Source organism: Bacillus sp. FSL R5-0659 (assembly GCF_038008785.1).
Lineage (GTDB): Bacteria > Bacillota > Bacilli > Bacillales > Bacillaceae > Bacillus > Bacillus safensis.
The window spans coordinates 2898841-2913270 of sequence record NZ_JBBOZU010000001.1 but is presented as its reverse complement, the minus strand read 5'-3'; the positions used below and the strand labels follow the sequence as shown (position 1 = coordinate 2913270).

At 42.1% G+C, this 14430-nt stretch carries 16 protein-coding genes; 10 read left to right on the top strand and 6 right to left on the bottom strand.

What is annotated here, in order from left to right; all coding sequences use genetic code 11:
- The first annotated feature begins 83 nt into the window (after positions 1-83).
- The 3 genes from NSQ72_RS15085 to NSQ72_RS15075 are packed head-to-tail and all read left to right on the top strand — an operon-like array spanning position 84 to position 3341.
- Positions 84-1034 (top strand): ABC transporter substrate-binding protein, encoded by a 951-nt coding sequence (locus NSQ72_RS15085; RefSeq protein ID WP_341084449.1) that lies wholly within the window; start codon positions 84-86, stop codon positions 1032-1034.
- The gene (locus NSQ72_RS15080; protein WP_341084448.1) at positions 1000-2058 is read left to right on the top strand and encodes a FecCD family ABC transporter permease; all 1059 of its coding nucleotides are present in this window, start codon (positions 1000-1002) and stop codon (positions 2056-2058) included. The genes NSQ72_RS15085 and NSQ72_RS15080 overlap by 35 nt, the downstream gene beginning before the upstream one ends.
- Positions 2055-3341: a heme ABC transporter ATP-binding protein gene (locus tag NSQ72_RS15075; protein WP_341084447.1), complete on the top strand. Its 1287-nt coding sequence runs from the start codon at positions 2055-2057 to the stop codon at positions 3339-3341. Before NSQ72_RS15080 ends, NSQ72_RS15075 begins: the two co-directional genes overlap by 4 nt.
- Before the next feature lie 167 nt (positions 3342-3508).
- Here the strand turns inward: NSQ72_RS15075 and NSQ72_RS15070 are convergent, their stop codons facing one another.
- Entirely contained in the window at positions 3509-3823 is a 315-nt protein-coding gene (locus tag NSQ72_RS15070; RefSeq protein ID WP_341084445.1) for a putative quinol monooxygenase, read from the bottom strand.
- A gap of 227 nt (positions 3824-4050) precedes the next feature.
- Here NSQ72_RS15070 and NSQ72_RS15065 point away from each other — a divergent pair, with 227 nt between their 5' ends.
- Entirely contained in the window at positions 4051-4620 is a 570-nt protein-coding gene (locus NSQ72_RS15065; RefSeq protein ID WP_341084444.1) for a cob(I)yrinic acid a,c-diamide adenosyltransferase, read from the top strand.
- Between the two features lie 92 nt (positions 4621-4712).
- On the opposite strand, the gene NSQ72_RS15060 is transcribed toward NSQ72_RS15065, so the two are convergent.
- The 4 genes from NSQ72_RS15060 to NSQ72_RS15045 all read right to left on the bottom strand — a co-directional run bounded on the left by NSQ72_RS15060 (position 4713) and on the right by NSQ72_RS15045 (position 9247).
- Positions 4713-5762 carry an NAD(P)/FAD-dependent oxidoreductase gene (locus tag NSQ72_RS15060; protein WP_341084442.1) on the bottom strand — a complete coding sequence of 350 codons (1050 nt, stop codon included), beginning with the start codon at positions 5760-5762 and terminating at the stop codon, positions 4713-4715.
- 82 nt (positions 5763-5844) lie between these two features.
- Positions 5845-6831 carry an ABC transporter substrate-binding protein gene (locus tag NSQ72_RS15055; protein WP_341084441.1) on the bottom strand — a complete coding sequence of 329 codons (987 nt, stop codon included), beginning with the start codon at positions 6829-6831 and terminating at the stop codon, positions 5845-5847.
- A gap of 41 nt (positions 6832-6872) precedes the next feature.
- Positions 6873-8177, bottom strand: a complete 1305-nt coding sequence (locus tag NSQ72_RS15050) for an NtaA/DmoA family FMN-dependent monooxygenase (protein ID WP_341084440.1) — start codon at positions 8175-8177, stop codon at positions 6873-6875.
- A 275-nt stretch (positions 8178-8452) separates the two neighbouring features.
- A complete protein-coding gene (locus tag NSQ72_RS15045) occupies positions 8453-9247 on the bottom strand; it encodes an AraC family transcriptional regulator (protein ID WP_126682301.1) in 795 nt (264 codons plus the stop codon).
- A gap of 225 nt (positions 9248-9472) precedes the next feature.
- Here NSQ72_RS15045 and NSQ72_RS15040 point away from each other — a divergent pair, with 225 nt between their 5' ends.
- From NSQ72_RS15040 to NSQ72_RS15015, 6 genes are all read left to right on the top strand, one after another.
- Positions 9473-9865 (top strand): hypothetical protein, encoded by a 393-nt coding sequence (locus NSQ72_RS15040; protein WP_047202415.1) that lies wholly within the window; start codon positions 9473-9475, stop codon positions 9863-9865.
- A 15-nt stretch (positions 9866-9880) separates the two neighbouring features.
- Entirely contained in the window at positions 9881-10549 is a 669-nt protein-coding gene (liaH, locus tag NSQ72_RS15035; RefSeq protein WP_024423427.1) for a stress responsive protein LiaH, read from the top strand.
- Positions 10550-10653: 104 nt separating this feature from the next.
- The gene (gene liaG, locus NSQ72_RS15030; RefSeq protein ID WP_341084438.1) at positions 10654-11523 is read left to right on the top strand and encodes a LiaG family protein; all 870 of its coding nucleotides are present in this window, start codon (positions 10654-10656) and stop codon (positions 11521-11523) included.
- A gap of 31 nt (positions 11524-11554) precedes the next feature.
- Positions 11555-12319: a cell wall-active antibiotics response protein LiaF gene (gene liaF, locus NSQ72_RS15025; protein ID WP_039183309.1), complete on the top strand. Its 765-nt coding sequence runs from the start codon at positions 11555-11557 to the stop codon at positions 12317-12319.
- On the top strand, positions 12316-13380 hold the full coding sequence (gene liaS / locus NSQ72_RS15020; protein WP_099663707.1) for a two-component system sensor histidine kinase LiaS: 1065 nt from the start codon (positions 12316-12318) through the stop codon (positions 13378-13380). The genes liaF and liaS overlap by 4 nt, the downstream gene beginning before the upstream one ends.
- On the top strand, positions 13377-14012 hold the full coding sequence (locus tag NSQ72_RS15015) for a response regulator (protein WP_024426015.1): 636 nt from the start codon (positions 13377-13379) through the stop codon (positions 14010-14012). Before liaS ends, NSQ72_RS15015 begins: the two co-directional genes overlap by 4 nt.
- 42 nt (positions 14013-14054) lie before the next feature.
- Here the strand turns inward: NSQ72_RS15015 and NSQ72_RS15010 are convergent, their stop codons facing one another.
- Positions 14055-14423 (bottom strand): hypothetical protein, encoded by a 369-nt coding sequence (locus tag NSQ72_RS15010; RefSeq protein WP_039181321.1) that lies wholly within the window; start codon positions 14421-14423, stop codon positions 14055-14057.
- Between the last annotated feature and the right edge of the window lie 7 nt (positions 14424-14430).

Below are 14430 nucleotides of genomic sequence, written 5' to 3'. Positions count from 1 at the left end.
ACTGTAGTATAATATTCCCGAAATTAGAAAAGAATTGACGAAAGAGATTTCGTTAAGCAGTACATAAACCAGGGGGTTCACTCATGAAAAAGTTAACAGCTATTTGGCTATCGTTATTGCTTGTGATGGGTGTTTTAGCAGGATGTGCAGGCGCTGAGACAGATCATAAAGCAACAGGGTCACAAAATAAAGAAACGGTCACTGCGGCATTTCCAGTATCGATTAAAGATGCAGCTGGCAAAACAGTCGAAATCAAAGAACAGCCTAAACGAATTGTTTCGTTAATTCCAAGTAATACAGAAGTTGCCTATGCACTCGGTCTTGGAGATAAAATGGTTGGACGATCAGACTTTGATAATTATCCAAAGGAAGTCGAAAAGGTAGAGAAGATTGGCGGACTTGAATTTAATGTTGAGAAGGTCATTTCCTTAAAGCCAGATCTTGTGTTAGCGCATGCATCTCAAATGGGATCAAAAGAAGGATTTAAACAGCTTGAAGAGGCAGGGATAAAAGTTCTGACTGTAAATGATGCAACCTCCTTTAAGGATGTGTACAAATCAATCCATATGATCGGTGAAGCAGCTGGCGTGAAAGAAGCATCAACAAAACTTGTAGACGAGATGAAAACAAAATTGAATGACATCAAGAAACAAGCAGGGGCGATTTCAAAAGACAAACAAAAAACTGTCTTTGTCGAAGTGTCAGGTGCTCCTGAAATTTATACAACAGGTAAAAATACATTTATGGATGAAATGCTTTCTGTTATCCATGCCAAAAATGCTGCTGGCGATCAAACTGGCTGGGTGCAAATGACAGAAGAATCGATCATCAAACGAAATCCTGATGTCATCGTGACAATTGATGGTTCCAGCTTAGCTGATTTGAAAAAAAGAGACGGCTGGAATGCAATGAAAGCAGTGAAAGAAAAACAAGTCTTTCAATTGAATACGGATCTCGCATCAAGACCGGGACCGCGATTGGTTGAAGGAGTCGAGGCTCTTGCGAAAAGCGTCTATCCTGACACGTTCAAATAAATTGATCATCGCATATACACTAAGTGCTTTACTTCTTGTGATGAGCATTGGAATGGGAATCTCCTTTGGAAGCTTAGGGATTCCCATTCCTTCTATTCTTCGTATATTTGTTCATGAACTATTCGGAGTACAGTTTGGAACCATTGATTCCATCGATCGCAATATTATGATGAACATTCGGCTGCCAAGAGTCATATTAGCGGCATTAGTCGGAGCATCACTGGCGCTATCTGGTGCAGCTTTTCAAGGTTTATTAAAAAATCCTCTCGCTGACCCTTATACGCTGGGGGTATCTCAAGGGGCATCAGTTGGAGCCGTAGCGACTCTGTTTTTTAGCTTGCAGCTCCCGCTTGTTGGCAGTTTCACACTGCCATTATTCAGTATGACAACGGCGCTTGTGACCTTGTGTCTCGTTCTCTTTTTTGCGCGTCTTGTTCATCGGGGGATGAGCATTTCTTCTTTAATTTTGACAGGAGTGATTTTTAGCTCTTTTTTAGGTGCGCTCATTTCATTGATGATTGCTTTAACAGGTGATGATCTAAAAGAGATCATTCATTGGCTGCTTGGCAGTGTGTCCATGAGGGGCTGGCGTTATATTGTGCTTTTTCTTCCTTTCTTTCTTATTGGGACCTTTACGTTAATGTTGATGGGGCGAGATTTGAATGTCATGACGTATGGAGAGGAGAAAGCAAAGCTATTAGGTGTCCATGTGAAAAGGAGCAAATATATTGTGCTGCTGGCGGGCTCAATTCTGACCGGAAGTGCAGTAGCGGTATCAGGGACGATCGGTTTTGTAGGACTTGTGATTCCGCATTTTATCCGCCTCTTAACTATCACGGATCATCGGCATCTGCTGCCTTTGTCTATGTTGAACGGTGCTTCCTTTCTCGTATTAGCAGATGTGTTATCCCGTACCATCATTGAGCCGACTGAATTACCGATTGGCATCATTACTGCGTTAATTGGTGCACCTGTATTTGGCATCATCCTCATTCGTCAATATAGAGGGGGGACGCACGTATGATTCAAGTGAAGGAAATCAGAGGTGGCTATGGAGAGAAAGAGATCATTCGTGGCATTAGCCTTGAAGTAAAGCAAGGAGAATTTCTCGGTATACTCGGCCCAAACGGGAGCGGGAAGACGACCCTGCTTAAAATGATGGCAGGAATTTTAGCCCCTGAGAGCGGTGAAGTGCGCCTCGGCGGTCACCTTGTTCAATCCTATCAGCCAAAGGCGCTTGCGCAAAAGATGGCAGTTCTGCCGCAGAAAACGGATCAAGTTTTTTCATTTACGGTGGAAGAAACCGTCCAATTCGGCCGTTATCCATATCAAAAAGGGTGGCTGCAATCTGTCACGCAAGAAGATGTGCAGGTCGTCAGAAAAGTAATGGAACAAACGGGTGTTGCACAGTTTAAGGATCAACCCATCCATGAGTTAAGCGGAGGAGAACAGCAGCGTGTGTATTTGGCACAGGCATTGGCGCAGCAACCTGAATATTTATTGCTGGATGAACCAACCAGTTTCCTTGACTTAGCCTATCAAAAAGATTTGCTTGATTTAATTAAAGAAGAAACGACTTCCTCTAGGTTAACGGTCATTGGCGTATTCCATGATGTGAACATTGCTAGTTTATATTGTGATCGGCTGCTGCTGCTTCATGAAGGAAAGACTGACATGTTAGGACTGCCGCATCACGTTTTGACCACCGAACGAATCAACCGTGTGTATGAAACAAATGTGACACCGCTCCAGCATCCATTTAGGGCAAACCCTCAGTTGATGGTTGAACCTGCGGTTTCTTCTAATGCATCAATTGTAAACATAGCGGATGGCTGGAGGACATATGGCTCAGAAGGAATGACATTTTCCATTAATCAGCCTCTTCGCATCCTTACCTCACATAAGGAAAACGGCGGGTTCTTTTGGAAAAGGTCGATTGGAACGGGAACGAAGACGCTTCATCATCAGTTAGAGCCAACTGAAGATATGCTGTTTTTCGAGCAAGCTAAAGGATTAGCGAAATACGCCGAAGAAGACGCCGAAGACGATTTGATCCTTTACGGTATGCTTCAGCAGGAAACGTTGACTATTTGGCTTATCCTGAAACGATCTTTATCAGACGGCGCAGCTGTTCAGCTCATAGGTCAGCTTATGCACATCGTAAAGCAAGAAACAAGCATTCCAATCCATCATCTTTGTATTGCTGCACCCAATACGCAGGAAACGGAAGATGTTGACCTTCTACACGAAAGATTAGGACAAAAGGTGTATGGGCTTCTTCATAAGTTGAAAGTCATTCAAAAGTGAACGTACAGTTATATTTAGGTTAGTTGAATAAAACTGTTGATATTGTAAGGACTACACATATCTAAAATGTGTAGTCCTTACAATTGTTCTTAATCTCTGCTTTAAATAAGAAAAAATGCTGCCACAATGTCAGCCAGTTCTAATTTTATATCTAAGACGGTTGAATTCTAATTAGATGAAATGCCCTTTCCGCCTTGTGTTATTAAAGTATTGATTCTTTCCATACCAGTAATAATTGGTTTCGCACGACTTATTAAAGTTTGGGTAGCTTCAAGACCTAGAGACGCTTGATGGGCATCTTCATTTGCCCACACTTCATAAACATAAACAGAATTTGGTTCATTCTCGGAAATATTCACAAGATATATTTCACATTCATCCAAATTCTTCATTGATTCTGCTGCTTGTAACAGAATATCAACCATTTTTTCTTTTTCGCCTTCTTGCACCAAAAACTTGTTAAATAAACTAAATTTACTCATACCATCCTCCTTCATTTTGTCTTAATCACATTTTAGACACTCTAAACTATATCTTCAATCATTATTTTATAAGGAAATAATAAGGATGGTTGGCCTTCTAATGGACAAATGGTTCACTTTTCTGTTGCATTGATGACATTCATTCACCATGTTTTAGTAAAACATCTACATCCTATTTAGTTCGGGTTATACTAAAGAGACAAAGCAGTAAAAAAGGGGGAATACCGTTGAAACTTTATACGAAAACCGGGGATCAGGGACAAACAGGCTTGATCGGAGGAAGAGCCGATAAAGATGACGTGAGAGTTGAAGCGTACGGCACATTAGATGAGGCGAATAGCTTCATTGGACTCGCCCATGCAAAATTACGGCAGCATGGCGAATTGTTTCAGGACCTTTTGTCAGAGCTGATCGTTATACAGCATGAGCTGTTTGACTGCGGCGGTGATTTGGCAGCAGTGAAACCACGTAAAGTAGGCAAATTAACAGAAGCCTCTGTGGCAGTCCTTGAGGAAAGAATGGATGTCTATGTAGAAGAAGCTGCGCCGCTCACCAAGTTTATTTTACCGGGCGGTCAGGAAGGCGCTGCTCTCTTACATGTGGCGCGGACAGTCGTCAGAAGAGCAGAGCGGCATATTGTGACGCTTGCGAAACAGGAGGAGATTCCATCCGTTGCGCTCACATATGTAAACCGTCTATCCGATTATTTATTTGCTGCCGCCCGAATCGTGAATCATCGGCTTGGTGAAGCTGATGTTGAATATGAACGAAGTGCAGACGTGTTTCGTTCTAAATAAGAAAAAGCACTCTTCGAATGAGAAGAGTGCTAAAACGTCTTCGTTCTATAAGCACAAAAGGGATTCCAGGTCTTGCTTGTGCAATGGACACTTTATTTCGTATACAAATGCTTCATTAGCTCTTTGTTTTTTTGAATAAATATGTCATTGTGCGAAGAAACCATTCCACGAGCGCTTGCATCAGGCATTACGTATTGCTTCGCTTGGTTTACCGCATTCGCAGCATCCTGGAAAGCCCCAGCAATTAAATGTAATTTTCCTTCATGATGCAAAATATCGCCTGCTGCATAAATGCCCCGGACTGACGTCTCACTCAGTGGAGTTCCTGCAATCCAGTAATCCTTCTGCTCTAGTTTAATGGTACTATTCGAAAGTAATTCTTTGTCTCGTTCGTATCCATGATTGATAATGACTTCATCTATGGCTAGCTTAAATAAAGTATTGTCCTGATTATTTTTGAGGACAACCGTTTCAATCCGCTCATGATCGTCTGCTGCGATGAGCTTTTCAATCGAGGTATGAAGCAGACATTGGACAGAGCTGTTATTAAGTCTTGATATTTCGGCTTCATGGCCTTTTAAAGCATCTTTCCGGTAGGTTAAATACACTTGCTTGGCAATCGGCTCCAGCTCATTCGCCCAGTCAATGGCTGAATTACCACCTCCTGAGATCAACACGGTTTTATCTTTAAAACGTGCAAGGGATTTGACCGTATAATGCAAATTTTGAACCTCAAATCGTTCTGCACCCTCAATATCTAATTTAATCGGCTTGAGGATACCTCCTCCAACAGCTAAAATGACGGTTTTGGAGTAATGTTTTTGATTGGACGCGGTGTGGAGAACAAATTGACCTGTTTCGTCTTGAGAAATAGAGATCACCTTTTCTCCGAGTACGACCTTTGGATCAAAGGTCAGTCCTTGAGTAACAATTTGTTCAATCAGCTGCGAGCCTGGAACTGGCGTTAATCCTCCTATATCCCAGATCATCTTTTCTGGATAAACATGAACCTTTCCTCCAAGGAAAGGCTGGAATTCAATCAGTTTCGTTTTCATTTCACGCAATCCACTATAAAAGGCGGAAAACAATCCAGCAGGTCCGCCGCCAATAATGGTTACATCATAAACTTCCATATCCTGCATCGTACAATTCTCCCCACTTCTTTTGCTTCATTTATTTTTAAAAATGACCATAGTCATGATTTCATAGCTGATTCATGCAGTCTCATTTATTTTCTAATTGCTGCTGCAAGGCTTCTAAAAACTGGATTCGGCTATAAGCAGGTCCTCCTTCAAGGAGTGGATGTACCACATTGATATAAACCTGATCCTTTTTAAAGGCCGTCATGTTTCGAATAACAGGATTCTTTTTCATGTCATCAAATGCCTGCCTTGCCTCTTGATTTTCATCCGTAGAAAATTGTACAAACAGATAATCCGGATTTATTTCCCCTAGCTGCTCGACAGAAATTGCTTCTTGTGTCTTTGCCAAACTAATCGGCTGAGGAACGGCGAGACCCAATTCGTTATACAAGACAGGATTGAAATACACATCTTCTGGATATACGAAGGCTTGTGCTCCCCGAATGCGAATGATGGCTACTTTTTTATCCTTGAGCTTTTCCTTTAACGAAGCTTTTGCGTCTTTGACATCTGTTTTGTATTGAGTGAGGATTTTCTCTGCTTTCGTTTGTTTTCCTGTTAATTCGGCCATTAGCTCTAAATTAGCCTCCCAATTTGTCGCGATATGGGAGATTGGAATGGTCGGCGCAATTTTCTCTAACTTGTTCAGTACGACTTGTTGAAATTTAGAGGAGCCTAAAATAACATCAGGCTTCAAACTTAATATTTTCTCAAAATTTGGCTGCTGTTTTTCACCGATTGATTCGGAATCGCTTGTGATTGAAGCAAATATTTTCGGAAACTTTCCTCCTACTGATATTGCCCCTGCCGGATGAACATCAAGTACAACGGCATCTTCCATCGCTTCCATTGCTCCAGTAATGACGATTTTTTCGGCTTTTTTCGGGATGGTATACTTTTTCCCAAGATACTCTATTGTTTTCGTAGCAGCATCACCTGAATTTTCAATTCCGGCATTTTTGCTTCCGGAGGCTGTAGTTGATTGCTTAGGCTTGTCTCCTCCGCCGCATGCCGCCATGATCAGCATCAATAAGGAAATGAAGCCGATGATCATTAATTTCTTATTCATCTTTTTAAAACTCCTCTCAAACTGTCTATTGTAGTCGTGCTTTATTTCATCCCCAGTTGCTCCCGTAAGGTGGATCCTGTATATTCACTTTTAAATAAGCCATGTTGGACGAGTAAGGGGACCAATTCGTCAAAAAATAATTCTAGTGATTGTACTGAGCCCGGAAGAGCAATGAAACCGTCTAAAGCGCCTGCTTCAAACCATCTGGTTATTTCTCTCTGTGCATCCTCAGCTGTTCCCACGATGACCCAGTGTGCCGATCCAATGACCTCTGGTCTGGAGAGTAGTTCTCTTATGGTAGGCTGCGTTTGTACAATCAACCTGCACAGCAAATCAGCATGAGTCTGACTGCGTACCTGCTCATCCAATCCTTGCAGCATATCGGCAGGAACGGGTTGATCTAAGGGAAGGTGACGAATATCGAGACCTAGAATCGATTGTATCGATGCATAACCTTGTGCAGTGCTTAAATGGGAATGCGCCTCTCGATACATTTCATGCGCCTCGTCACGTGTTTTTCCTATAAAAAAGTACAAGCCAGGCAACACACGGATCTCATCAGGCTGGCGGCCATGCTTGCATGCTCTTCTCCTCATGTCTTTCCGTAATTCAATGCCTGAGGCCATATCAGGGGTTGCTGCAAACATCGCATCTGCGGTTGAAGCGGCAAAATCCCGCCCCGTTTCCGAAGCACCTGCCTGAAACAAAGGAATAGTTCCTGACGGATGAGCCGGCACATTAAGCGGCCCCTTAATTTGAAAGAAATGACCCTCATGTTGAATAGAAGAAATTCTCTCCTTGTCAGCAAACTGTCCTGTCGCTCGATTGATGAGCAGCGCCTCATTTGGGTAGCTCTCCCAAAGCTTGCGTACAACATCCGTAAATTCCATCGCCTTCTTATATCGTTCTTCTGAGGTTGGCATGGGTGAATGGCTAAAATTATCGGCTCCGTCGATCGAAGTGACAATATTCCAGCCGGCACGCCCATTGCTGATCGAGTGCAAGGACTGAAGCTGTCTCGCCACTACATAGGGAGGATTGAACGTAGTCGAGGCAGTTGAAACAAGTCCGATTCGATCCGTCTCATGAGCAATCGAAGCAAGCAAAACCGTTGGATCAAGACCGCCAAAGCCAGGGGAGTGATCCAATGACTCTATGTGGAGTGTCAGTGCATCCGGCTTAAAAAGAAAGTCAAGCTTGGCCATCTCTGCTCTCTTTGCAAGCTCAACGTAAAAGTTGGTTGAAAATAAGTGTTCTACCATGCTGCTCGGATGCTGCCAGCCTTTTCCCTTCAACCAGGTCGCTGACAAGGACAATCCGATACAAAGCTGCCTTTTTTTGTTCACATCATCTGCCTCCCTGTCGTTGCTGATTATTAGTCAGTAATAATCGATATTGATAATCATTATCATTGAATAGTATAGCAAGGACCTCGTGAAATGCGAATACACAAATAGCGAATATCATATGCATTATTATCTAATCTGGACTGACAGAAGAGCGATGATCTTGATCGACTTCAATTTATGAGGCAGTTAGGCTGGTTATTTCATAGAGAGCTGTGGAATTCCTTTAAGGAATGAGGCTGGCGTCTATCGTTTTGAGAAGAAATACGACAGATTTATTTCGCGGTATATGCGCTAGGCGGCACTCCGAATTTCTTTTTAAATAGTCTGCTAAAATATAGCGGATTGGGATAGCCGACAGTCATAGCAACGTCACGAATCGAAATATTGCCTGCCTTTAGTATTTCAAGCGCTCTTTCCATACGATACTGGATGACATAGTCAATTGGGTGAAGTCCGGTATATTTATGGAAAAAGTATGAGAAGCTTTTAGGATTCATATCGAACAGTTCAGCGAGATCCTGAAGTGTTAATGGAATCATATATTGTCCTCTAATATAAGCGATGGCTTCCTCAATGACCCTTTCATGAGGAGAGCTCTCTTCCTGCTTACAGCCCATTAGTATTTGATATAGGATGCGTAAAAATAATTCTTTGACTCGAAGTTTCCCCATTCCGCCAGGTGTATGGACATTCTGATGGAGCATGGTGAGTAATTCAATGATTCTCGGATTTGCTCCCGTTTCCAGCTTGAAAACAGTGTCACAGTCAGATTCTTTATCACAATTCAAATGATAGAAAAGTGAATGGTACTCGTATTCTGATTGACTGATCACCTGCAGGGCAAGCTGGCATCCTGGTGTTACATGGATGACGGACCCTGGCTGCAAATCGTAGCTCTTTCCATTAACATTCAGCCTAGCTTCCCCGCGAATACTGAAAAGAAAGCCAGCACTTTCTGTCTTAAACTCCCTTAATGTACTATGGGGCTGGATGACTAAACGATAGATTTCTTGTATGTGAAAAGAATGACTAGCAAATAGATCAGCTAGTTGATCTTTATTTATCAATATACGACACCTGCCTCTGACTTGATTTAGATACAACTTATTCTGTGATTCTACCATACGTTTAACACCACTCTTCTTTCCGATGAGTGTTTTTTGTTTGATTCAACCGTTCAGTCTGAGCATTGTTACGACTCTAGTCGCAATCAAAGATCAATCTGTAACACGTTTTGCTGGCTTTCTTTTTTGACTATAGTTAAAGCAAGGAGCAAGAAAGGAGGCATGAAGATGAAAATAACAAGTAAAACCATTATCGGTTCAATTTTATTGTTTGTCGGTTTATCCATCTTCTTTGGTGGTTCATTAGGTGGACTGATTCCGGTTTTGATTGGGGCATGGCTCATCTATGTAGGTGTTAAAAAATATGAAAAAGGCAGTAAAACCTCAGGGATCATTCTAGCAGTCATTGGTGTACTGATTGTCGTGCAATTCCTGCCGTTTTTACTCGGCATTGCATTTGCAGGGGTACTTCTTTATTTTGGCTGGTCGATGATTAGTGGTGAATCTACCAAAAAATCATCAAGCAGAGCCTATATGGAGCCAAACACGGCACCCAATACGGAGGAACCGATTCACACGTCATTTGATCAAGAATGGGAAGACTTTTTAAAGAAAAAATAAAAGGAGGAACATCAAATGGTATTAAGAAGAGTAAGAGATATGTTTGTTGCAACTGTCAATGAAGGGTTAGATAAATTGGAGAATCCGCGTGTCATGCTGAATCAATACGTACGTGATATGGAGGATGATGTTGCGAAAGCGAAACATGCCATCATCAAACAGCAAACGATTCAGCAAGGATTCCTGCGAAAAGCAGAAGAGACGGAAGCATTTGCTGAAAAGCGAAAGAAGCAGGCGGAGCTGGCATATCATGCGGGAGAAGAGGAGCTTGCACGAAAAGCGCTCACAGAAATGAAGTATTTTGAAGAAAAGCACAACGAATATCAGGAAGCGTACCAGCAGTCTGTGAAACAATTGAAAGAGCTGAAAGAGCAATTACAGCACTTAGAAACGAAGCTGCGTGATATAAAAGACAAGAAACAGGCACTGATTGCAAGAGCCAATGCCGCACAGGCAAAGCAGCATATGAATGATTCCATCAATAAAGTAGACAGTGAAAGTGCATATAAAGAATTTCTTCGAATGGAGAACCGTATTGAAGAAATGGAAACAAAAGCAGGCAGCTATGCACAATTTGCGGATCAAGGGGCATATGCTCATTTAGACTATGCCGATGAGGTTGAAAAAGAATGGCAGAAACTGAAGCTCGAGAAAAAGCCTGAACAGCAGCAAGCAAACGTATAGAGATCACATCGGAAGAAAAGCAGGCTTTTTCTTCCGATATTTGATTTCTTTCTGTTTCGCTTTTCCTTATAATGAAAAGGTCAGAAGATAAAGGGATGGTATGAATGAAGCGATTAATCGGTCTAATTTGTATACTTGTAGGTATCTTTTTAATGATTGGCATGCTTTTCAAAAATGAAGGTCTCTTTCATTTAAGTTTTTCCCGTGAAAAACCAGTGACAACAGCTTCAGCAAAAACAGAGGAGATTGATCAATTAGATATTTCTCTTTCTGGGTTTCGCGTGAAGGTAAAACCTGAAAATCGTTCCGATATTTCCGTAACTGCTGTCAATGGAAAAGGGAAAATGTATGCGGAGCAAACAGGTGGTACCTTCAAAATTCGTGCTGAAAATAAAAGCTTCTTGTTTTTCACTCAATTTGAAAAAGGAGAGCTTTTGGTTAAAATTCCAACAGATTATCATAAAAATGTGAAGATTACAGGTGGAAGCGGCGTCAGTGAGATTGATGGAGGAGGAAAGCTGTCCCTTCAAGATGTGATACTCAAATCAACGAGTGGAAACCTCACAGCCGAGAATTTTTCAGCAAAAAATGTAGAAATCAAAGCAACCTCTGGCAGGATGGCAGTGTCGCATATCGATGCGAAGGATAGTGATATTGGGGCAACTTCAGGGCGTGCCGATATTAATGATGTCAAAGGCAAACTGCAATTGGGCATGACAAGCGGCCGAATGACGGCAAGTTTTGATACAATTAAGTCACCTGTCTCCTTTCAGATGACATCAGGGAGCGCGAAATTTAATTTGCCAGATGACGGAGATTTCAACGTTCAGGTGAAAAAAACAAGTGGAAGCGTCGATCACTCGTATGACTTTGATCAAGTGGATAATGAAGGTCGAGGCTTTACAGGTACGCAGGGAAAAGGGACACATTTAGTCGATATTGAAATGACAAGTGGTAACCTCAAGCTGCGGTAATGAATGAAAGAAAAGGAAGGAGGCGAGTCAACTGCGTTTTACAAGGAATCAAATATTAGGCATCATTGTTGTGATTTTTGGTATTAATTTATTTCTCAAAATTATTGGGATCGGAGCAGATCTGTTTTGGCCTGTGTTTTTTGCGCTGGCGGGTTATTGGCTGCACTCACGATCCAAACGTTGGCTCGGTTCAGTTTCCTATATTTTTGCCGGCTTTCTCTTCTTAAAATTTCTGCTCAATATTACATTTAGTTTAACAGGTTACTTATTTGCGGCCTTTTTGATTTATGCGGGCTATCGCTTATTGAAAAATAAACCTGTTTTTGATGTCGATAAAAAGGAAACATCAGACGATGGGAAGCCTTCACTGAAAGTCAATCTTGAAAAAGAGGGCGATCAGAAGAAAACAAAAAGCCAGACAAAGCCGCGCAAAGAGCATGACTTTTTTATCGGTGAAGTCAGGCTGATGAAAAAGCCGTTTCAATTAAGTGATTTGACGATTTCAGGTTTTATTGGCGATGTTAAAATCGATTTATCAAAGGCGATCATTGCAGAAGAAGAGAGCACAATCGTGATTAGCGGACTGATCGGCGATGTGGATATTTACGTACCGCAGGATATTGAAGTATGTGTGAGTGCTTCCGCCGCGATTGGTGATATGAAAATCATAGATGAAAAAAGAAGCGGCTTCGGCAGTAAAGTGTATGTGATGACCAACGATTATGATGAGAGCAAACGAAAAGTGAAAATCTCCATCTCTCTACTGATCGGAGATGTGGATGTGAGATACTTATGAGGAAATTGCATTTAGGTATCCAGTGGCAATCTGTTCGTCTTGGAGTCGGCGTCTCGCTCGGTGTTGTAACGATGACGACACTGCTGATGTTTTTTTATTATCAGCTTGATCCAATGATCCTGCTTTCTACCCGCTGGTTTGGCATACCGTTTTTTTGTATTTTACTCATCGTTAGTCTTGCGATTGGGATTTCTGCCGCGAGTGTATTTGGCTATCAGCATAAGAAGAGGCTCGACCAGCTTGTAGAGTCGATTTTGAAGTTCGAAAATGGAAACTTTGCATACAGACTGCCGTCGCTTGGCGATGATGAAATTGGCTTAGCCGCCGATCAATTAAACGAAATGGCGAAGCGGGTGGAAGGGCAAGTAGCCTCTTTGCAAAAGCTTTCGAATGAACGGGCTGAATGGCAGGTTCAAATGAAGAAATCGGTTGTCTCAGAAGAGCGTCAGCGGCTGGCACGAGAGCTCCATGATGCGGTCAGCCAGCAGTTATTTGCGATTTCGATGATGACCTCAGCTATTCTTGAAGGCATGAAGGAAAAGGACGAAAAGATTTTAAAACAAATGCAGCTTGTCGAACGAATGTCTGGCGATGCACAAAATGAGATGCGTGCTCTTCTGCTTCATTTGAGACCGATCACTCTAGAAGGAAAAGACCTGAAAAAAGGCTTAATTGAGCTGCTAAATGAATTTCAAGCAAAGCAGCCGATTGATATTGATTGGGAAATCGAAGATGATGTTCCGTTATCTAAAGGAGTAGAGGACCACCTCTTCCGAATTGTGCAAGAAGCACTGTCGAATGTGTTTAGGCATGCAAAGGCGACAAAAGTGACAGTGCGTCTGCTCATAAGAAACCGGCAAGTGCAGCTAAAGATTATTGATAATGGTATTGGCTTTCAAACAGACCATGTGAAGACGGCCTCCTACGGACTGGAATCGATTCGAGAAAGAACAAGTGAGGTAGGCGGTGTCGCGGAGATTATGTCATTTGAGGGAAAAGGCACACAAATTGATGTGAAGGTTCCCATTTTTGATGAAGGAAAAGGAGAGAACGTTCGATGATTCGAGTGCTTTTAATCGACGATCACGAAATGGTGAGAATGGGGCTTGCGGCCTTTTTAGAGGCGCAGGCTGATATTGAAGTCATTGGTGAAGCGTCAGATGGACAAAAAGGTGTAGAGCTAGCCGTTGAATTAAGGCCAGATGTGATTTTAATGGATCTCGTCATGGAAGGGATGGATGGCATAGAAGCAACGAAAAGAATTTGTCAGGAAATTGAAGATGCCAAGATCATTGTTCTGACGAGCTTTATTGACGATGATAAAGTCTATCCAGTGATTGAGGCGGGTGCTTTAAGCTATTTATTAAAAACATCCAAGGCAGGAGAAATTGCGGATGCCATCAGATCTGCAAGTATCGGCGAACCAAGACTTGAATCGAAAGTGGCAGGAAAGGTCATGAATAAACTCCGTCATTCATCAAATGGGTCTATCCTTCACGATTCATTAACAGCAAGAGAAATGGAGATTTTGAAGCTGATTGCGGATGGGAAATCGAATAAGGTCATTGCTGAGGAATTATTTATTACAATTAAAACGGTGAAGACCCATATTACCAACATTCTTTCCAAACTTGATGTGGAAGATCGAACGCAAGCGGCTGTGTATGCCCACCGCCATAAGCTGATTCAATAAAAAAACAGCTTTCAAGTGAAAGCTGCTAGAACATGCGTAAAATTAGTCCTTCTGTCCTGTGATCGGACGTTCGGATAGTTGATGGAGCTCAGGAACTGGAAAAGCCTCCTGCTCCTTGGCCGATTTTTCTTCCAGGGTTTTCTTCATTTCGGATAAAAGCTTTACGCTCTCCTTTGCTGCTGCCGCTTTTTTTTCCTGCAAATCAATGATCTGTGAAAGTCCGACGAATAATCCGCCTCCCAATAGAAGGAGCGCAGGGGTTTGTCCATAATAAACCACGATCAAAAATGTGCTTGAAAAGCTGTCGGCTTCAATGAAGAAATCTTCTTTTGATTGCATGAATACAACGATTAACAGAAGTATCCCTAGAATCAAAAATAGAATGCCGGCCGAAAGTAAAGCTCGTTTCATGATTGAC